The sequence below is a fragment of the Pseudomonas sp. PLB05 genome (assembly GCF_021106615.1).
GTDB lineage: Bacteria > Pseudomonadota > Gammaproteobacteria > Pseudomonadales > Pseudomonadaceae > Chryseomonas > Chryseomonas benzopyrenica.
This window is the reverse complement of record NZ_JAJOHO010000001.1, coordinates 1,219,897-1,238,770: the sequence shown is the minus strand read 5'-3', so window position 1 is coordinate 1,238,770 and position 18,874 is coordinate 1,219,897. Positions and strand designations below refer to the sequence as shown.

Below are 18,874 nucleotides of genomic sequence, written 5' to 3'. Positions count from 1 at the left end.
TGGCTCGGGGTAATCCTTTCTGATAGCGCAAGCGTTCCATGAAGTCCTCTGCGGAGTGTGGGTGATCTAGTTGTTGGAAAGACGCGCGCACGAAGGCAGTGGCATCCCACCACGGCCTTGGCGACGTCTGTTGGCAGGCCCGCACCCCCGTGCGGGCCCTGATCTCAGGTCAGGGATTCAGCCAGGCGGCTGCCCTGCTCCCGTGCCGGCGCTTGATCCTGCAGGGGTCTGGTGTGGGTGCCCAGGTGGATGCGCCGATCGGCGACGGCATCCACCAGGTCCTCGTCATGGCTGACCAGAAGGATGGCGGTTCCGGACTCCTCAGCCGTCTCGACCAGCAGCTCGATCATCTCCTGCTGGGTGATGAGATCCAGCCGCGAGCTGGGTTCGTCGGCAAAGATCAGCGCTGGATCGAGCAAGAGCACGCGCAGCAGGGAAAAACGCTGCAATTCGCCGCCAGAGATGTTGCCGGGCAAGCGATCCAGCAGGCGCTCATCGAGCCGCAGACGCTGCATCAGCCGGCCAATCCGCGCCGCCTCCAGGCGATGCAACCGCACCAGATCCGCCAGCAATTGGCGCAGGGTCACCGAGGGCGCGAAAGCGGCCACCGGGTCCTGGTGCAGCTTCTGGAAAGCGCAGCGACTCAGACCAGGCTGGCGCCGAATCGCCCCGCTACTGGGCGCGGCCAAGCCGAGCAGGATGTCGCCCAGGGTCGACTTGCCGCAGCCAGACGGCCCGGTCACGCCGAGGATCTCGCCGGGCCGAACGGTAAAGGACAGCTCTTCGAACAGCTGCTTGCCGCCGCGCTGGGCGGACAGGCCTTCCACCGCGACCACGGCGTCATCGGCGAGCGGTCGCGCGGCACGTTTCGACCATTGCGCGGGATCGGCAGCCAGCAACTGCCGGGTATAGGCATGCTGCGGCTGGCCCAGTACCTGCTCAGCCGTGCCCGATTCGATCACCCGCCCCTTGAGCATGATCATCACCTCGCCACCCAGCCGGCGCGCGACTTCCAGGTCGTGGGTGATGATGAGCAGGCTGCCGCCCTCGGCCAGCATGGCCTTGAGCAGGTCGATCACCTCGTCGATGCGATCGCGATCCAGGCCCTTGGTGGGCTCGTCGGCGATGAGTACCGGCGAGCCACCGGCATGGGTGGCGGCAAAGGCCAGGCGCTGGGCCATGCCCCCGGACAGCTGGAAGGGATACTTGCGCTCGGCGCCGGCCAGACCCAGGCGCGCCAGATCCGCGCTGGCCTTGGCGCGGGCTTCGGCACGGCTGAGGCCAACCACCTGGGTATAGGTCTCGGTGACCTGGGACAGGGCCTTCATGGTCGGGTCCAGGCTCAGCCAGGGTTCCTGGGGCAGCACCGCCAGCCCCCTGCCCCAATGCTCGCGGCGACCGGCCTGGCGGCCCTCTTCGCTGAAGCCGTCCGCCAGGCCGATCTGCCCGTGGGCCTGCAGTCCTGCCGGCAGGTTACCGACCACCCCCTGGGCGAACAGACTCTTGCCCGAGCCGGTCTCGCCGATGATGGACAACACCTGACCCGGCGCCAGGCGGATGGACAGTGGTTCCACCAACTGAGCCTCGGCGGTACGGATCTCCAGCGCCGTGGTAGTGAGCAAGGCGGTCATGGCTTGCGTCCTCCGGTGATGAGCAGCAGCGACAGCACGGTCAGAAAGATCGCGAGGATCGGCAGGGCGATGACCAGCGGCGCTTCGGCGTAATAAGGCAGCAATTCGGTGATCATCAGCCCCAGCTCGGCGGTGGGCGGCCGTACGCCGATGCTGACGAAGCCCAGGGCGGCGATAGCCATGATGGTCGAGGCGGCGCCAAAGGCAGCGATGGTCAGGAGAACCGGTGCCAGTTGCGGCCAGAGATGACGGCGCACGATGTAGACCGGCCCGAAGCCCAGCAGCTGGCTGGCGGCTACCGCCGGCGAAGCCAGTACGGTGCGCGACAGCGCGCGGGTCATGCGGAAGTACTCCACCCACAGCACCAGGGCCACGGCGCTATAGAGGGCGACGAAGGAACCGGGAAACACCGCGACGATCAGCAGGACCAGCAGCAGGCCTGGCAGGGCCAGGAACAATTCGGCCAGTCCGCCCAGCAGCTTGTCGACCAGCCCGCCCTTCCAGGCGGCCAGGATGCCCAGCAGCACGCCCGGGATGGCGGCGGTGCAGACGCTGATGAAGGCCAGCCCCAGCGAAAAGCGGATGGCCACCGACAGCCGCGCCAGCATGTCGCGACCCAGGTGATCGGTGCCCAGGGGATAGGCGCTGCTGGGCGCCGCGAGGATCGCCATATAGTCCTGACGGGCGATGTCGCCCTGCCAGAGCAGCGGGATGAGCACGGCGAAGGCGATCAAGGCGGCCAGCAGAGCAAGGCCCAGTCCGCGCGCGGAAGACTTCACTGGAGGCGCAGCCAGGGCAGCGGTAGCGTCGAGATTCATGCGTTTCTCCCGCGCGGGTCGATCAGGTGATTAGCGAGATCGACCAGGGTATTGAGGATGACGAACAGCAGTCCCATCGCCAGGGCGGTGCCCTGCACCATGGGCACGTCGCGCTGAACGATGGCGTGGACCAGGCCGTGACCGATGCCCGGCCAGGCGAACAGCGTCTCCACCACCACCACGCCTTCGATGAGATACACCAGCTGCACGCCCAGGTAGGTCACCACCGGCACGCCGATATTGCGCAGGCCGTGGCGCAGGAAGACCCCGGCGCCTCTCAGGCCCTTGAGGCGGCCGAAGCTGTAATAGGCGGAGGCCGCGACCTCCACGGTGGCATCCCGGGCGACCCGGGACGACACGGCCGCCAGCCCCAGGGCCAGGGTCAGCGTGGGCAGCACGCTGTGCCAGAAGGTGCCGTGCCCGGCCGCCGGGAACAGCTGCCAGGAGATGGCGAACAACAGTACGAAGATCACGCCCAGGACGAATTGCGGCAGCGCGCGGATCGCGGTGGTCAGCAGCAGCAGGCCGCGGTCCAGCAGGCTGCCCGGACGCAGACCGGCCACCACGCCCAGCGGCGGCCCCAGCAGCAGCGACAGGCAGACGGCGCCAATGGCCAGGCGGATGGAGCTGCCCATTTCGTGGGCGACGACATCCATCACCGGCTTGCCGGAGACCAGCGAATGGCCGAGATCCAGGGTCAGCAGATCGCCGATCCAGGTGAAGAAGCGCCACAGCAGCGGCTGATCCAGATTGAGCTCGGCCCGCACGGCCTCGGCCGCCGCGGTATCCACCAGGTCGTAACCGTAACGTCCGGCGGCGATGCGGTAGGCGGCGTCGCCCGGCAGCAGGTTCATGAACAGGAAGGTGAGCCCCCCGACCAGCAGGGCGACCAGGCCCGCCTGCAGCAGGCGAAAGGCGAGCAGCCGGGTCATTGGCTCCACCGCATCTTGCTCAGGCCAAAGGTGCGCTCGAAGGGATCGATGGCGGCGCCTTGGACGGCATTGGACACGGCCATGGTCTGGCGATACCAGGCCACCGGGATCACCGGCAGGTCCTTTTGCACCTGGGCCATGGCGGCGTAGCGCTGACGCTGTTGCTCGGCCGGATCATCGCTGGCCAGCAGCGCGGCCAAGGCCTGGTCGAAGGCCGGATTCTGCCACCCCAGCGGGCCCCATTCGGCGCCGCCGTGGCTGAAGTCATTGAGCAGGGTGACCAGGGGATCGGGCACCAGTGCGAAGTTGCGGCCATAGAGGGCCAGCTGCAGCGAGCCGTCGTTGTGGGCGGCGGGGATGGCGCTGGAGTTCTGCACCGCGACTTCCACGTCCACGCCCACTTCGCGCAACTGCGCCTGCAGGGCGGTAGCGATCAGCGGCAACTCGGGACGATCCGAATAGGTCAGCAGCTTCAGCCTGAGCGGCTTGCCGTCCTTCTGCAGGATGCCATCGGCTCCCGCAGCCCAGCCCTGGCCGGCCAGCAGCTTGCGCGACGCCGCCGGATCATAGGCGAGCGGCGCCAGCTCGGGGTCATGCCAGGCGGGCACGTTCTTGGCGAACAGCTGGGTCGCACCGGTACCCGGGGCGCGCAACACGGCGGCGGCGACGCCCTCACGCTGGATGGCCAGACTGAGCGCCTGCCGCACCTCGACCGGCGCGGTGGCGCCAGCGCCGGAGTTGGGGGTCAGCAACACCACCCGCGGAACCGGCTCGATCAGTACCTTGAGATTGCTGGAGCGCTTGAGTCGCGCGATGCTGGGCGGATCGAGCTGGAACACCAGTTCGGCATCGCCGCTTTCAGCCATCAGGGTGCGGGTCTCGCCGCGGCCGGCGGCCAGGTAGGTGGTCTTGGCGATCTCCGGCTGGGTGCCCCAGTAGCCGGCGAAGCGCTCGGCGGCCAGACGCTGGGGCGGCTCCAGCAGGGTCAGCTGGTACGGCCCCGTGCCGATGATCTTCTGCACCTTGCCGTCGGCATCATAGGCGGCGGGCGCCAGGATATTGGTGGAGGAATGCGCCAACAGGGCCAGCAAGGGCTTGAAGGGTTTCGCCAGGCGGATCACCACCTCGTTGCCCTCGGCAGTGACCGATTCCATGCCTGCCTGCTTGAGTACTCCGGGCTTGCCGCGTGCCGCATTGAGCGCAGCGGCCGCGGCTTCCGCCGTGAGGTCGCTGCCGTCATGGAATTTCACCCCCTGGCGAATGGCGAGCCGCCAGGTCAGGCCATCTGCCGATTCCGCCCAGCGCTCTGCCAGTCCAGCGATTGGCTTGCCCTGGCCATCGGCTTCGAGCAAGGTCTCGGCGATCTGCATGCGTTGGAAGACGAAGCCGGAAATCGACGGGTCCAGACCACCGATCTCGAAGGGGCCAACCACATCGAAGACGCGTTCCTGAGCGCTGGAAAGGGTCGGCACGAACGCGACCAGGGTGGCCAAGGCCGAAGCGGTCAGGGCCGTGCGGAGGGGGCGGGATGAAAGCATGACAGTCCTTAGCAAAGCGAAAACGCCGATACCCGCTGCTGACACCTAGGTATCGGCCAAGCCAATGAAGGCGCACGTTATATCATAACGTTTCCGCGAGAATCCAAAGCCAACCCGTGATGGCAACATCTTGAAACAGCTAAGGAATTAGCCAGGGATGCAGCCAGCTGGCAGCGCCCAGGGGCCTGGTGCCGAAGGGTAAGGGGTTCACCACTCACGGGGAGCGGCGCGGAGAAAGGAGTCGCGTAAAGCCTGAGTGTGTGCAGACTGGACGGCCCCTGGCCGCCCTGCCCTGCGCTACCGACCGGTGTTCAGGCAGCGACGTTCAAGGTGCTGCCCGTGGCGCTGCTGGTGCCGTTGCCGCCAATGCTCTGGTACTGGCGCAATACCGCCTGAACCCGTTGCGCATAGGGGCTCGACGCCGTCCTAGTGCTAGCCTCGGCCTCAGTGTCCCCTTGCCCGCTCGTACCCTGGGGCGGCGGTGGAGGCATGGGCGGGCGCGCTGAACCGCCCAGCCCCGCGACGTTGGAATCGCTGGATTCCTCCGTGCCCCTCTGCCCCTGGGGAGCGCCAGGTGCACCCGGCGGCGGTGCGAAGGCCGAGTCAAATTCGCTCTCGCCGACACTGCCATCGCCATCCTGGTCCAGCATGCCGAGCAACTTGTCGACGTCGATATCTCCGCTTTCGTCGGTAGCCGTCTGGGTATCGCTCGCCGCACTGGCGGCGGTGGTGAGTTCGCTCTTGCTGATGGCGCCGTCGCCATCGCTGTCGAGCTTGCTGAACAGCTTCTTCAATGGGTTGCCGTCTTCACCCCCGCTGACGCTGTTGCCGGACATTGTCGTGGCTGTGCCTTTGATCGTGCTGGCACTGCTGTAGTAGCTGGAGTAGCCACTGCCTATTCCGCTGATCATGGATATCTCTCCTGGGAAATGCGGACATCGGTGTTCCGCACCTACCAGTATCCGCCGCCTGGACGTCGGCCATTTGGCCACTTTGTATGCCCGGCGATACATCAGGGGCGCGGCAGCACCACCTGGCAGGTCAGTCCGCCACCGGGGGTTTCGCCAAGCGTCAGCTCACCCCCCATGTGCGTCGCGGCTTCCCGGGCGATGGCCAGCCCCAGCCCGGTCCCTCCGGAGGATCTGTTGCGCGAGCACTCCAGGCGATAGAAGGGTTCGAACACCGCCTCACGATACTGGGCCGGTATCCCAGGGCCGTGATCGAGGATGGAGATGATCAGCCGCCCCGGCTGTTCACTCAGCTGGATCTCCGCCTGGCCGGCGTAGCGCAGGGCGTTCTGCAGCAGATTGCCGAGACAGGAGCGCAACGCCATGGGCGCCACCTTCAGCGGCTGGCAACCTCCCTGGACCGCGACCAGGGCGCCCTCCTCGGCTGCGTCTTCGGCCATGGCCTCGACCAGCGCCTGGACGTCACAAAGGATGGGACGCTCCTGGCGGTGCTGTTCGCGCAGATACCTCAGGGTGCCGTCGAGCAGCTCGATCATGTCGTCCACGTCCTGGCTGACCCGGGCATGCAGGCGCGGATCGTCGATGTCCTCGATGCGCAGCTTCACCCGCGCCAGGGGCGTGCGCAGATCATGGGAGATGGCCGTGAGCATGCGCCCACGCTGCTGGAGCTGTTCGAGCAGGTGCTGGTGCATGCGATTGAGCGCCCGCGCGGCTTCCCGGGTCTCCCAGGGGCCGGTGACCGGAATGGGCGAACCATCGAGGTTGTGGCTCAGGTGCTCGGCGGTCGCGGTCAACTGGCGCAGCGGCCGGGTCAGCAGCCGCGCCCCGAGCCAGGCCGCGATCACCAGCGAGCCCAGCTGGAAGATCAAGGGGCCGCCGAGGAACCACTCGATGCGCTGCCACACGCCGGGCTCCCGATGGGGGAAAGGCCCATGCGGCGGTGGCCGATCGAAGGCGGCCTCGCCTTCCATGGGCGGTGGAGGTGGCGGCGGGCGCTCGCCGAGGCCATGGCGAAACCAGAAGAAGGCCAGCAGATGGCCCAGCAGGATGGCCAGCAGAAAGACCCCGAACAGCCGAGCGAACAAGGTATCCAGGCGGCGCATGCCTAGTGCCCTATCTGCCTGGCATCGAACAGATAGCCCTCGCCGCGCACGGTCTTGATCAACTGCGGCGCCCGGGGATCGTCGCCCAGCTTGCTGCGCAGCCGCGACACCTGCAGATCGATGCTGCGATCGAAGGCCTCGATCGCCCGTCCCCGGGTGGCATCGAGCAACTGCTCACGGCTCAGCACCTGGCGCGGCTGCTCGATGAAGACCCAAAGCAGCCGCACCTCGGCATTGGACAGGGGCACCATCACCCCGGCGGGCGAATGCAACTGGTGCAGGACACCATCCAGTTTCCAGCCATCGAAGCTGACACTGGTCCGCGGCGCCTTGCGTTGGGTCACCCGCCCCTCCTGGGTCCGCCGCAGCACCGACTAGATCCGTGCCACCAGCTCCCGCGGTTCGAAGGGTTTGGCCATATAGTCGTCGGCGCCCAGCTCCAGGCCGATGATGCGGTCCGCCGGTTCGCACTGGGCGGTCAACATCAGGATGGGAATGCCACTGTCACGCCGCAGCGAACGACAGAGGGAAAGCCCATCCTCCCCCGGCAGCATCAGATCCAGCACCACCAGGTCGAAGGCCTCCTCCGCCAGTGCCCGACGCATTTCTAGGCCGTCACCCACGCCCCGGGCACTGATGCTGAAGCGCGCCAGATAACCGCAAATCAACTCGCGGATCGACGGATCGTCATCCACCAGCAGGATGCGCGAGGTCCAGCGCGGGGATTCGGATGACAGCGACATCGGGGCTACCTGAACAGTCGGACGATCTGGATGCGCATGCTAGCCGTTCGCCCGGCGGGGCAGCTACGGATTGGCATGTAGGCTTGTGTAAAGGTGGTCAAGGGATGGATACCTGAGGTTTGCCGGAGCGCCTATGACCAAAGGCGCCCAGCGTTGGAACGCATCTGCGGCGGGTCCTTTCCCTACGCCAAGGCCTCCCCTTCGGCTTTAACCAGGCGCAGCGGATCCTGGTAGCCGCCTGAATTTGGAGACCAAGCTGGCCTAGGGCTCGGTCACCGCATAACGCAGGCGACCAGAGCGAGCCGCGGCGGCTATGACACCGGAATAGAGCCAAGGCGAAGCGGATGGTGGAGCGGGAGTGGCAGCAGCCGGCCGAGAAAACGTCGGCCTAGTGAGGGTGTCTGCCGAAGCGCTCCACAGCGCGATCCGGCCCTGCGCCTAATCATGAGTCCCGCTAAAGTTTTTTTGAAATCAATTCATTATCTATAGCGTCACCGCTGAAATAGACTGAGTGCTCATATTAGTCAGTCCAGTTCCGGCAATGAATCATGACGACAATGCCGGCAACCGGATGCTCTTTGCCTGAAGTTTGAGAAGGAGCGATTTGGCGATGAGCCATAATTTCGATTATCTAATTAAAAAGACACCGTTCGACGAGCGCTACCGCCCCTCGAAAAACACCCGCATCACCACTAATTTCGCCAACCTGGCGAGAGGCGACAATCGCCAGGAGAACCTGAGAAACACCTTGAAGATGATGAATAATCGCTTCAACTCCCTGGCTGACTGGGACAATCCGCAAGGGGACAGATACAGCATCGAACTCGACATCATTTCCGTCGCAGTGAGGCTCGACCGCACAGGTGGCGAAGCCACTATCCCCTTGATCGAAATCCTGAAGACCAACATCCTGGACAGGCACGCCGAAGAGCGCATAGAGGGCGTAGCCGGAAACAACTTCTCGTCCTATGTGCGTGATTACGATTTCAGCATCCTGCTCTCCGAGCACAACAGGGACAGAGAAGGCTTCAGTACCCCAGAAAATTTTGGCGAACTACATGGAAAATTATTCAAAGACTTCGTAGGCTCAAGCGCCTACAAGGCCAACTTCAGCAAACCGCCAATCGTCTGCCTCAGCGTCTCCACCAGCCGGTTGTATCAGCGCACGGAAAATCAACACCCAGTGCTCGGCCTCGAGTATCGGCAAGACGAATACTCATTGACCGATGAGTATTTTGCAAAAATGGGACTGAAGGTGCGCTACTTCATGCCACCCAATAGCGTTGCGCCTCTCGCCTTTTATTTTTCAGGTGACCTGCTGAACGACTATACGCACCTGGAACTCATTAGCGTAATTAGCACTATGGATACCTTTCAAAAGATCTATCGGCCTGAGATCTACAACGCAAATTCGGTCGCGGGCCACCTGTATCGCCCTAGCCTGAGGCATCAGGATTACTCGCTGACCCGAATCCTATACGACCGGGAAGAGCGCAGCCAACTGGCGATAGAGCAAGGAAAATTCACTGAAGAGCATTTCATCAGACCCTATCGATTCCTGCTTGAGCAGTGGTCTGCCACCTCTTCCTTTTAAATATTTGCACAAGGCCTGTATCAATGAATAAGCTGCTACCCACCTCCACCGCGGGAAGCCTACCCAAGCCCTCTTGGCTTGCCCAACCAGAAACGCTCTGGTCACCCTGGAAGTTGGAAGGCGAAGAATTTCTCGAAGGCAAACAGGACGCGCTACGCCTGTCATTATTTGAACAGCAGCAGGCTGGCATCGACATCGTCAGCGATGGTGAGCAAACCCGCCAGCATTTCGTCACTACCTTTATCGAAAACCTGAGCGGTGTCGATTTCGCCAAGCGCGAAGTCGTCAGAATCCGTAATCGCTATGACGCCAGCGTACCTACGGTAGTGGGAGCCGTCGAACGCCGGAAGCCGGTATTCATCGAAGACGCCAAATACCTCCGTCAGCAAACGACACAGCCGATCAAATGGGCGCTACCGGGCCCGATGACCATGATCGATACCCTCTACGACGATCACTACAAGAGTCGGGAAAAACTGGCCTGGGAGTTCGCCGGCATCCTGAACCAGGAAGCCAGGGAGCTGGAAGCGGCGGGCGTCGACATCATCCAGTTCGATGAACCGGCGTTCAATGTCTTCTTCGATGAAGTCAACGACTGGGGAGTCGCCGCCTTGGAGCGCGCGATCGAAGGACTCAGGTGCGAGACGGCGGTGCACATCTGCTACGGCTACGGTATCAAGGCCAATACCGACTGGAAGCAGACCCTGGGCTCGGAGTGGCGGCAATACGAAGAAGCCTTTCCCAAGCTGCAGAAATCCAAGATCGACATCGTCTCCCTTGAATGCCATAACTCGCGCGTTCCCCTGGAGCTGATCGAACTCATCCGCGGCAAGAAAGTGATGGTGGGCGCCATTGACGTGGCGACCAACGCCGTCGAAACGCCCGAGGAAGTCGCGCAAACCCTGCGGAACGCGCTGCAATTCGTTGCTGCAGACAAACTCTATCCGTGCACCAATTGTGGCATGGCGCCGCTGTCGCGAAGAGTGGCTAGGGGAAAGTTGAGCGCCTTGAGCGCTGGCGCAGAGATCGTGCGGAGGGAACTGCACGGCTAGGGACAGGCTGGTTTCGCCAGCCTGAACGAATCAGCGTGGCGGCATAGCAACTCGAGCCGGCAAAAACGCCTGATGCTTCTATCAGGCGTTTTTGCGTTTTCTTCAGCTCTAATCTCGGCACTGCTCCTCAACGGTATTCCAAGGAGGCAATACAGAAAGTCCAACGCCACAAAGAACAGCATGCTGGCGGTACCTCGTTGATCTGGCGGTCAGCTTCCGTTCGGATGCCTAGCTTTCCTGATAGACTCGATCGTTATCCCTCACTATGTGGAATGTGCTGTATAGCCGGTGCCCCGTACTATCGGTGGCCTGACGTTATCATCTCCATTCCAACTTGTTACCTGACCTTTTGCGATTGCTACGCTGTAGTAGCCCGGCTGCGAAAATCGGCTGAAATGTAGCAAAACGAGCCTAGAACAGACGTACCCAGATGTTTGCCGAAACCGCCTTAAACCCAGCAACCACGCGCCCTAAGCCGTCCCGCCGCTTTTCCGTGGCGCCCATGATCGATCGGGCCGACCGAACCTGAAACGCCCGTCTGGCGCGGCCTCTAGAGCCCTCCGCTTCGTTTCGTAGCAAATTTGTAGCACTGATCTCTTCCAGCCCCTCCTTTTCGCCCTCCTCCACGCGCCTTTCCAGCCTGTTCGTCAACGCCTTGGCCAGCGCCTGAGCGTCAGCCTGTGAGCGTCTGTGAACGTGCGAGAGCATAAGCGTGAGCGACGGACTATTATCGCGCTAATTGGGCACTAGCCCCGTTTTATGTTCAGGGCTGGGGATGGCGTAATCTGCGTTACCGCCTTTTTGGATGGCCTGCGAGCCCTCTCAGTATGCGGCTTCCAGCGATTGGTCTTACTGTTCCAGCTGCGTAATACCACCGTTCTCCAGTAACAAACCCTACTGTTACGATTAAAAAAATAAACCTATATTTATCAGTCACTTAGAAAACGGTCACAGAGACGGGGACAGCGCCGGAACAGTAGGCTGAAAGACGGGAAAGTCAGACCTGGCGCGGGTTGTAGCAAGTGGGGCTGACTCGGGGACAGTCGTAACGGTCCCCCAGCCCTCTATCGAAAATGAGGGTCGGGGGACTCATGAGAAAAGGCCGGGTGGTGCAGGGATTCGCAGGGATTTTCCGCCTACCATAGCCCCACTCCGCCCCAGTAGCGGTGCAGGCTGGAGCCAGGTGCAGTGCTGCAGAAAAAGCGACCCATTTAGCCCGCAGGCGTGGCGGGGGACGACAGCGCGCGCTCAGTACGTCGGACCGTCCATCCCAAAGCAAAGTTGCAGCTTACCCAGGCCTGCTCCTTACTTCCCGGCCAGTTGTCGATTAAGGCCAGCCGGCGCCACACCACCAAAAACCCTTCAGAAACGGAAGCGATGGTCGAAATAACGTTTGCCCTAACGGATGAGGCCTGGAAATTGACTTTTAAGACTTTAAAACACGTGCACGTTTGCGATGAGGACGAAGCCCTCAGAGCACTTTTGGAGAGCTGGATCAAGGTAGTGAAGCGCTACTGCGACTTTCACGAGACGGATAACTGCTGGTGGTACAACGAGAGGGCGAGCTTGAGCACGTTGGCTGGTGCAGCGTGGGCTATCAAAGGAGGCATCGCACTGGAGGAATTCAGCACCGCAAAAAGGGCGGAGGCGTTTGAGGCGGGCGTCGAAGGCGGAGGATTGCGCAACGGGCGATGCGATCTATACATCGGCTGCCCCTCCCCAGCGGGACCCAAGACCTATGCATTTGAAGCCAAGCAGTGCCGCCAGCCTACCGCAGAAGGAAGGAATCCAGTCCTTTATCTTCATCGCGCCATGAATAGCGCGTGGGAAGACTCCGGACACCTTGTAAAGGGTGAAGGCGAAACCCGTTATGCAGCAACATTTGTGCTGCCTACGCTAAACCTTACTGAGATCTGCCCGGAAGGCACCGACTCGGGAATATGCGCGGTAAAGGTGCGTGAGCGAATCGAGCATTGGATAGAGCGGACCGGAGATTTTTGCAGCCCACGGAACAAGGAAACGTCTTACGCGTATATCTTTCCAGACCTCGGTGATGCCAGATTTTCCCATCGAAAGCGCTTGTTCCCTGGTGTTGTGTTGGTTCTTGAGAAACGTCTGAAAGCATATAAACGGTCGAGGGCTTAGCCGTACACGACCGCTTAGTAAGGCCGAAAACGGATCAATTCCTCCCCAACCATTCGTTAACCTGAGCGAGCCGCACCTGCAGTGGCTCCAGCTCGTTGATGGCATAGACCTCCGCTGCCTCCTTGATCGAACCAAAGCCCCCAGCGTTCTGCGGCACGACCCATCAGCTGCGACGGAATCCGCAGCCCCGCGAGCATGTCATCCCGCGTGATGCCCTTGATGGCATCGAATTCGTCCTTCGCTGCCACCTCGCTAACCGGGATTAGCAGGATGCCATCTTTCTTGCCGTTGGGCGCGTAGACGAAGAGGTTGCGGAAGTTGCCCGGCCCCTTGGCCGAGTGCAGCGCGGTGCGCAGGGAGTCAATGTCCTCCTCCTTTTGCGCGGCGTCGGTCATGTAGAAGATGAAGCCCGCGTGGCTGCCGTTGTTGTAGTACTTGCGGCGGAACAGCGTGGCCGACTCGTTGAGGAGCGCCGACTGCATGGCGGCGAGCCACCCGGGCATGCCGTAGATCTCCTGGTTGATGTCGGCCTCGCGCAGGTGGCAGATGGTGCCCGGGGCGAACTCGTGTTCGTCCTGCCAGCCCGTGACCTGGAAGAAGCGGCCGTCCTTCCCTCGCCTCATGCATTTGGCCAGCGGCGGCGGCAGGATGATCCGCCGGCGATGCGCGGGCCCTGGAAATGCCACATTCGGGCCTCAGCCGTGGCTGATCTCGAGGCACTGGAGACCTAGCTCTCGCCGCTGCTACAGAAGCTCGACGGTCGCGGCCGGGTCCAACTGGCCTGCAAGGCCGCCCAGCAGCTGCGCCGCAGCCAGCAGCAGCGGAAATGCAACCAGGTGAACCCGAACGGCTCGCCGTTCGGGGCACGCAAGCCGCGAGATCTGCGTGGCAAGAAGGACCGCATCAAGCGGCGGATGTTCGAGAAGCTCAAGATGGCCCGGTACCTCAAGGCCAAGGGCTCGCCGCAGCAGGCGGTGATCGGCTTCGTCAGCCGCGTCTCCCGCATCGCCCGCGTTCACCAGTACGGCCTGAAAGACCGCGCCGAGCGCGGAGCTCCGAGGTCCGCTACGCCCGACGCAAATTGCTCGGCTTGTCTGATCAAGATTTGCACACTTTGCGAGATCTACTCCTAGATCAACTCGATATTTAGACCAGTGCTTCGACTCTCGGATAATCCAGCTCCCGTTCCATCGAAGGAGAGAGATTCATGCCGCTGCTAAAACCTTCAGAGATAGCTAATGCAGCATCGCAACCCTGGCAATCAGTGATCTTTGCAGCTGTCGGAGATGCTCGAGTAAAAGTACTTCGTATGGATGGCACTTCTGCGCCTGAAGAGGTGCACGATTACAACGAGCTACTGATCGTTTTGGAAGGCCTACTTGTACTCGAAATATCAGGCGAGCGCGTAGAGGTACACGCTGGCGAAGTTTACCTGGCGACTGCAGGCGAGCGTCATTCTGTTCTAGCAGGCAGCCGTGGGACGTTGCTCATCGTGGATAAATAGCCTTTAGCATTTGTAGCTGGCACCGCTACAACTCGCTCTAGCTCCACCTCGCGCGCGGCCGCCATCCTCCGCGGCATGACCGATATCGCCGCCCTCTCCCGCCTCATCGAGAACCTGATCCGCCCTGGCACCATCGCCGTGGTCGACCATGGCAGTCTCCTAGACACGCGCCATGCCCGGGTTCGGGTTCAGAGCGGCGAACTGCTGACTGGCTGGTTGCCCTGGCCCACCGTAGGCAAGTAGGTCCTGGTCGTCAGCCCCGGCGGCCAAACTGCACAGGGCATCGCCATCGGCGGCCTGTTCAGCGCCCTCATCCCCAAAAACGGCGATCGCGCCGGCCTGCACCGCCGCAACTACCCGGACAGCGCCGTCGTCGAAGTCATGCTGCTAAAAATTTGAGGTTCTTATCGCATTAGTCGCTTCAGCTGTTCGCCACAGAAGCTTGGACGGACGCTGCCCGCTCAGAAACCTGGGATTCTTGATAGACTGTTTGCCTTTCGCGGCGCAGCCTGATCCGGGCATAAACATTCACGCCCTAGCGCTTTCTCGCCGTGCCATCCTTCCCGTCTGCTGCCGAGTGCCACACGTTTTTTTCCAAGTGCTTGAAATCAGCACCGAGCCAGGAAAAGCACGCTGAGCCCCAGCTGCACGTGCTACAAACGAAGTCTCCGAATGCTAGCTGAAACCGCTTCAAACCCAGCAACCACGCGCCCTGAGCCGTCCCGCCGCTTTTCCGTGGCGCCCATGATGGACTGGACGGATCGTCACTGCCGTTACTTTCATCGCGTGCTGTCCCAGCATGCCCTGCTCTATACCGAGATGGTCACCACCGGTGCCCTGCTGCATGGCGATGCCCAACGGTTCTTGCGGCATGACGAGACCGAGCATCCCCTGGCGCTGCAGCTGGGCGGCAGCGTGCCGGCCGAGCTAGCCGCCGCGGCGCGGCTGGGTGAGCAGGCGGGGTATGACGAGATCAACCTGAACGTCGGTTGCCCCAGCGACCGGGTGCAGAACAACATGATCGGCGCCTGCCTGATGGCCTATCCCGAGCGGGTGGCTGACAGCGTCAAGGCAATGCGCGATGCCGTGGCCATCCCGGTGACGGTCAAGCACCGCATCGGCATCTCCGGGCGCGACAGCTACGAGGCCCTACGGGACTTCGTCGGCCAGGTCGCCGAGGCCGGTTGCCGGAGCTTTACCGTGCATGCGCGCATCGCCATCCTCGAAGGGCTGTCGCCCAAGCAGAATCGCGAGATCCCGCCGCTGCGCTACGACGTCGCCGCGCAGCTGGTGCAGGACTTCCCGGATCTCGAATTCATCTTGAATGGCGGCATCAAGACCCTGGACACCTGTCGCGAGCAGCTGGAGGTCTTCGATGGGGTGATGCTGGGTCGCGAGGCCTATCAGAATCCCTATCTGCTGGCCGAGGTGGATGCGGCGCTTTACGGCTGCGACCGTCCGCCACTGACTCGCCATGAAGTCATGCTGCGGCTGCGGCCCTATGTCGAGGCACATCTGCAACAGGGTGGTCTCATCCACCACGTCACCCGCCATGTTCTGGGCCTGGCGCAGGGATTTCCCGGCGCGCGGCGCTTCCGGCAACTGCTGTCCACCGATCTGCATCGCAGCCCTGAACCGCTGCGCCTGTATGACGAAGCCACTGAACTTCTCAGGGGCCACTGAGTCACGTCTCCACGATGTTCATTCGTTAACCGAAGGAAAGACCTGCCATGAGCAAGCTGGAACAACTCAAGCAATACACCACGGTCGTCGCCGATACCGGCGATCTGGACGCCATCGCCCGTCTCAAGCCCTACGACGCCACCACCAATCCCTCGCTGCTGCTCAAGGCCGCTGCCCTGCCCCGCTACGAAGAACACCTGCAAGCCGCCTTCAGTGGCGCCGGCGGTGACATCGGCCTGGCCTGCGATCGCTTCGCCGTCGCCGTCGGTGGTGAGATCCTCAAGCTGATCCCTGGCCGCATCTCCACCGAGGTAGACGCGCGCCTGTCCTTCGACACCGGCGCCACCCTGGATCGCGCCCATCGCCTGATCGAGCTGTATGAGAAGGCCGGTATCGGCAAGGACCGCGTGCTGATCAAGATCGCCTCCACCTGGGAAGGCATCCGCGCCGCCGAGCAATTGGAAAAGGAAGGTATCCAGACCAACCTGACTCTGCTGTTCTCCTTCGCCCAGGCCGCGGCCTGCGCCGACGCCGGTGTGTTCCTGATCTCGCCCTTCGTCGGGCGCATCTACGACTGGTACAAGAAGGCCGAAGGCCGTGACTACGAAGGCGCCGAAGACCCGGGCGTGAAGTCCGTGACCCGTATCTACCAGTACTACAAGGCCAATGGCTACGAGACCGTGGTGATGGGTGCCAGCTTCCGCAACCTGAACCAGATCGAGCAGCTGGCCGGCTGCGACCGCCTGACCATCAGCCCCGAACTGCTGCAGCAGCTGTCGGAAGCCCAGGGCGACCTGCCGCGCGTACTGACCGCCGACAGCACCGGTGGCGAACCCAAGCAGCAGCTGAACGAGGCTGCCTTCCGCTGGGCGCACAACGAAGACGCCATGGCCACCGAGAAGCTGGCCGAAGGCATTCGCCAGTTCGCGCGGGATCAGGAAAAGTTGGAAGTGCTGCTGCCCGGCAAGCGCTAAGCCGGAGCGTGGTCAGTGCCTTTCGAGGGCACTGACCAGATCGCGAAAGGCATTGCGATTGGATTCATTGAGGCCCATCAACACCCGATGGGCTTCAAGCACGCGACTGCGCACCTCGGCTTCGGACTGATCCTGCGGCGGCAGGTCGGTCAGGCAATCCGGGCAAGGCAGTACGGTCTCGACGATGTTGAACACCTGGTCGAAACCCATGGAATCCAGCAGGCGCAGGATGTCCGGGTTGTTGGTGGTCAGCATGGGCAGCAGCCCGATGCGCTGCCGCGACAGGATCGACAGCTTGGCCAAGAGGCCCAGGGTGGTGCTGTCGATGCTCTGCGTCTCGGTTAGGTCGATGACGATGGACGAGAAATTCAACGACGAGAAGATGTGTTCGATGGTCGCGTCCAGTGCCGAGCAGAGGGTCAGACGCACCTCGCCGGTAAACTTCAAGACGAAGGTGCCATCCTGCTCGGCAAATTGGATTTTTCCGGTGCTCATGCCAGGTTCCTGCTCAACACCAGCAAAGCGATATCGTCGGGCATCTCGGTAACGGATGCCAGATCCAGGGCTTCGCTCAGGCCTGCCAGTGTACCGCCGGCGCGGCGGACGTAATCGGGCAAGCTGTGTTCTTTCTCTTTCAAATTGTCTCCCGGCAGCAGGTCGAAGATGCCATCCGAAAAGAGGGTCAGGCTGAAACGCTCGGGCAGATCCATCTGGTGGTCATTGTAGGTCGCCTCCTGGAACAGGCCGACCGGCAGGCCCTTGCCTACCAGGAAGCGGGTTTCTTCCGGGGTATGCAGGACCGGCAAAGGCAGATGACCACCGATGCTGTACGCCAGGGTACCTGTGGTTTCGTCGATGACGCCACCCAGCATGGTCACGTGCTTGCCCAATTTGCAATCCAGTAGACCCCTGTTGATGTGACCGAGCACATCCGAGGGCTTGAATTCGGGCAGTGTGCCGTTGCGCTTGGACTCATAGAGCAGCCGCGTGGTCATGAATTTGAGCAGCACGGTCACGAAGGCCGACGAGGCGCCATGGCCGGAGACGTCGGCCAGGTAGAAGGCGACGCGGTGCTCGTCGATGCGAAAGTAGTCGACGAAATCGCCAGACAGGTACAGCGAGGGGATGATCTCGTGGGCGAAATGCAGCCCCTCGGTTTCCCAGGGCGTCACCGGCAACATGTTCATCTGCACGTGGCGCCCGGCGTTCTGGTCTTCCTGCAGGAGGCTCAGGCTGGCCTGCAGCTCGCGATTGGTGTTTTCCAGCTTTACCCGGTAGCGATCGTTTTCCAGGCGCAGGCGGGCGCGATCCAGCGCGCGATTGACCGAGTGCTCCAGCACCATCAAGTCTTCGAGCGGCTTGATCAGGTAATCGGCAGCGCCCAGGCGCAGGGCTTCCACGACGTCGCTCATGACGCCGGCGCCGGACAGCACCAGCACGGGCGTATCGATGGACAGCTCGCTGATGCGGCGCAGCAGCGTCAGCCCGTCGACCTGCGGCATGCGCAGGTCGCAGATGATGAGGTCAGGCTGTTCGCGCTCGAATATTTCCAGGCCCTGCTGGCCATTGCTGGCCTGCAGGACATTGAAGCCACTGTCTTCGAGATAGTCGGCGAGACTGAGGCGAACCACCTCGTCATCGTCAATGATCAGGAGCGTGGCAGGCGAATTAGACATAGAGGATCCAGGCATGCACCCGAACGGCAAACCGGCGGACACTATCCGACACGGGCCACGGTGATTACGACACGGCGGAGACACTACTCCCATCCACCGGGGCGTTCAAGCTTGCCAACCGGATGGAAATTCTTTACAGGGTGCCATTATGGAGTTTATACCTCCAGCAACCCGCCATCCATCCTCCCAAGCAGTAGGATTGCCATGAGTACCATTGACCGTTCTTACAGTGAAAAGCGCGACTTCATTCGCATGCACGTCGACTCCAAGGCCATACTGAAGGTCGGCGATGCCTCCTTCGAGGCGCGCTGCGTCGATCTGTCCAGCACCGGTTTCCAGATCGAGGCCGCCACCAGCCTGCAGGTCGGCGACAAGGTGACCGTGCTCATCCCCTCCAGCCATGCCGAACTTCCCGGCCTGGAAGCGGACGCCGAGGTCCTGCGCGTCCAGGCCACTGATTCGGGCAAGCAGCTGCTCGGCCTGTCCGTGCTGGAAATGCGCTAACTACTGCGG

At 62.3% G+C, this 18,874-nt stretch carries 17 protein-coding genes and 2 pseudogenes; 9 read left to right on the top strand and 10 right to left on the bottom strand.

Features of this window, described 5'->3' with window-relative positions; translation table 11 throughout:
- Positions 1 to 164 precede the first annotated feature (164 nt).
- The 7 genes and pseudogenes from LRS53_RS05700 to LRS53_RS05670 form a co-directional block, all read right to left on the bottom strand.
- Positions 165 to 1,631, bottom strand: coding sequence for an ABC transporter ATP-binding protein (locus tag LRS53_RS05700; RefSeq protein WP_231355244.1), 1,467 nt, complete (start codon positions 1,629 to 1,631; stop codon positions 165 to 167).
- Entirely contained in the window at positions 1,628 to 2,449 is an 822-nt protein-coding gene (locus tag LRS53_RS05695; RefSeq protein ID WP_231355243.1) for an ABC transporter permease, read from the bottom strand. Before LRS53_RS05695 ends, LRS53_RS05700 begins: the two co-directional genes overlap by 4 nt.
- Positions 2,446 to 3,381, bottom strand: a complete 936-nt coding sequence (locus LRS53_RS05690) for an ABC transporter permease (RefSeq protein ID WP_231355242.1) — start codon at positions 3,379 to 3,381, stop codon at positions 2,446 to 2,448. The genes LRS53_RS05695 and LRS53_RS05690 overlap by 4 nt, the downstream gene beginning before the upstream one ends.
- Positions 3,378 to 4,919, bottom strand: coding sequence for an ABC transporter substrate-binding protein (locus LRS53_RS05685; RefSeq protein WP_231355241.1), 1,542 nt, complete (start codon positions 4,917 to 4,919; stop codon positions 3,378 to 3,380). Before LRS53_RS05685 ends, LRS53_RS05690 begins: the two co-directional genes overlap by 4 nt.
- 311 nt (positions 4,920 to 5,230) lie before the next feature.
- Entirely contained in the window at positions 5,231 to 5,830 is a 600-nt protein-coding gene (locus LRS53_RS05680) for an EF-hand domain-containing protein (protein WP_231355240.1), read from the bottom strand.
- Positions 5,831 to 5,931: 101 nt separating this feature from the next.
- On the bottom strand, positions 5,932 to 6,990 hold the full coding sequence (locus LRS53_RS05675) for a sensor histidine kinase (protein ID WP_231355239.1): 1,059 nt from the start codon (positions 6,988 to 6,990) through the stop codon (positions 5,932 to 5,934).
- Between the two features lie 2 nt (positions 6,991 to 6,992).
- Positions 6,993 to 7,733, bottom strand: a pseudogene (locus LRS53_RS05670) (response regulator).
- Positions 7,734 to 8,343: 610 nt separating this feature from the next.
- On the opposite strand from LRS53_RS05670, the gene LRS53_RS05665 reads away from it, so the two are divergent.
- The 3 genes from LRS53_RS05665 to LRS53_RS05655 all read left to right on the top strand — a co-directional run bounded on the left by LRS53_RS05665 (position 8,344) and on the right by LRS53_RS05655 (position 12,524).
- Positions 8,344 to 9,327: a DUF1852 domain-containing protein gene (locus tag LRS53_RS05665; RefSeq protein WP_231355238.1), complete on the top strand. Its 984-nt coding sequence runs from the start codon at positions 8,344 to 8,346 to the stop codon at positions 9,325 to 9,327.
- Between the two features lie 23 nt (positions 9,328 to 9,350).
- Positions 9,351 to 10,379, top strand: coding sequence for a methionine synthase (locus LRS53_RS05660; protein ID WP_231355237.1), 1,029 nt, complete (start codon positions 9,351 to 9,353; stop codon positions 10,377 to 10,379).
- Positions 10,380 to 11,660: 1,281 nt separating this feature from the next.
- Positions 11,661 to 12,524 (top strand): hypothetical protein, encoded by an 864-nt coding sequence (locus LRS53_RS05655; RefSeq protein ID WP_231355236.1) that lies wholly within the window; start codon positions 11,661 to 11,663, stop codon positions 12,522 to 12,524.
- Between the two features lie 14 nt (positions 12,525 to 12,538).
- Here the strand turns inward: LRS53_RS05655 and LRS53_RS05650 are convergent.
- Positions 12,539 to 13,171, bottom strand: a pseudogene (locus LRS53_RS05650) (phage portal protein); the annotation flags it as partial.
- Between the two features lie 93 nt (positions 13,172 to 13,264).
- Here LRS53_RS05650 and LRS53_RS05645 point away from each other — a divergent pair.
- The 5 genes from LRS53_RS05645 to tal all read left to right on the top strand — a co-directional run bounded on the left by LRS53_RS05645 (position 13,265) and on the right by tal (position 16,685).
- Positions 13,265 to 13,657: a phage virion morphogenesis protein gene (locus LRS53_RS05645; protein ID WP_331275295.1), complete on the top strand. Its 393-nt coding sequence runs from the start codon at positions 13,265 to 13,267 to the stop codon at positions 13,655 to 13,657.
- 74 nt (positions 13,658 to 13,731) lie between these two features.
- Complete coding sequence (locus tag LRS53_RS05640; protein WP_160922476.1) at positions 13,732 to 14,028, top strand: cupin domain-containing protein; 297 nt, start codon at positions 13,732 to 13,734, stop codon at positions 14,026 to 14,028.
- A 75-nt stretch (positions 14,029 to 14,103) separates the two neighbouring features.
- A complete protein-coding gene (locus LRS53_RS23705; protein WP_331275291.1) occupies positions 14,104 to 14,271 on the top strand; it encodes a hypothetical protein in 168 nt (55 codons plus the stop codon).
- Between the two features lie 429 nt (positions 14,272 to 14,700).
- The gene (gene dusA, locus LRS53_RS05630) at positions 14,701 to 15,711 is read left to right on the top strand and encodes a tRNA dihydrouridine(20/20a) synthase DusA (protein WP_231355235.1); all 1,011 of its coding nucleotides are present in this window, start codon (positions 14,701 to 14,703) and stop codon (positions 15,709 to 15,711) included.
- A 47-nt stretch (positions 15,712 to 15,758) separates the two neighbouring features.
- Positions 15,759 to 16,685: a transaldolase gene (gene tal / locus LRS53_RS05625; protein ID WP_064308684.1), complete on the top strand. Its 927-nt coding sequence runs from the start codon at positions 15,759 to 15,761 to the stop codon at positions 16,683 to 16,685.
- 12 nt (positions 16,686 to 16,697) lie between these two features.
- On the opposite strand, the gene rssC is transcribed toward tal, so the two are convergent.
- Both rssC and rssB read right to left on the bottom strand, forming a co-directional pair.
- Positions 16,698 to 17,180 (bottom strand): anti-sigma factor antagonist RssC, encoded by a 483-nt coding sequence (gene rssC, locus LRS53_RS05620; RefSeq protein WP_007158388.1) that lies wholly within the window; start codon positions 17,178 to 17,180, stop codon positions 16,698 to 16,700.
- Positions 17,177 to 18,361: a two-component system response regulator RssB gene (gene rssB, locus LRS53_RS05615; protein WP_064308683.1), complete on the bottom strand. Its 1,185-nt coding sequence runs from the start codon at positions 18,359 to 18,361 to the stop codon at positions 17,177 to 17,179. Before rssB ends, rssC begins: the two co-directional genes overlap by 4 nt.
- A 204-nt stretch (positions 18,362 to 18,565) precedes the next feature.
- On the opposite strand from rssB, the gene LRS53_RS05610 reads away from it, so the two are divergent.
- Positions 18,566 to 18,865, top strand: coding sequence for a PilZ domain-containing protein (locus tag LRS53_RS05610; RefSeq protein ID WP_093251151.1), 300 nt, complete (start codon positions 18,566 to 18,568; stop codon positions 18,863 to 18,865).
- Positions 18,866 to 18,874 lie beyond the last annotated feature (9 nt).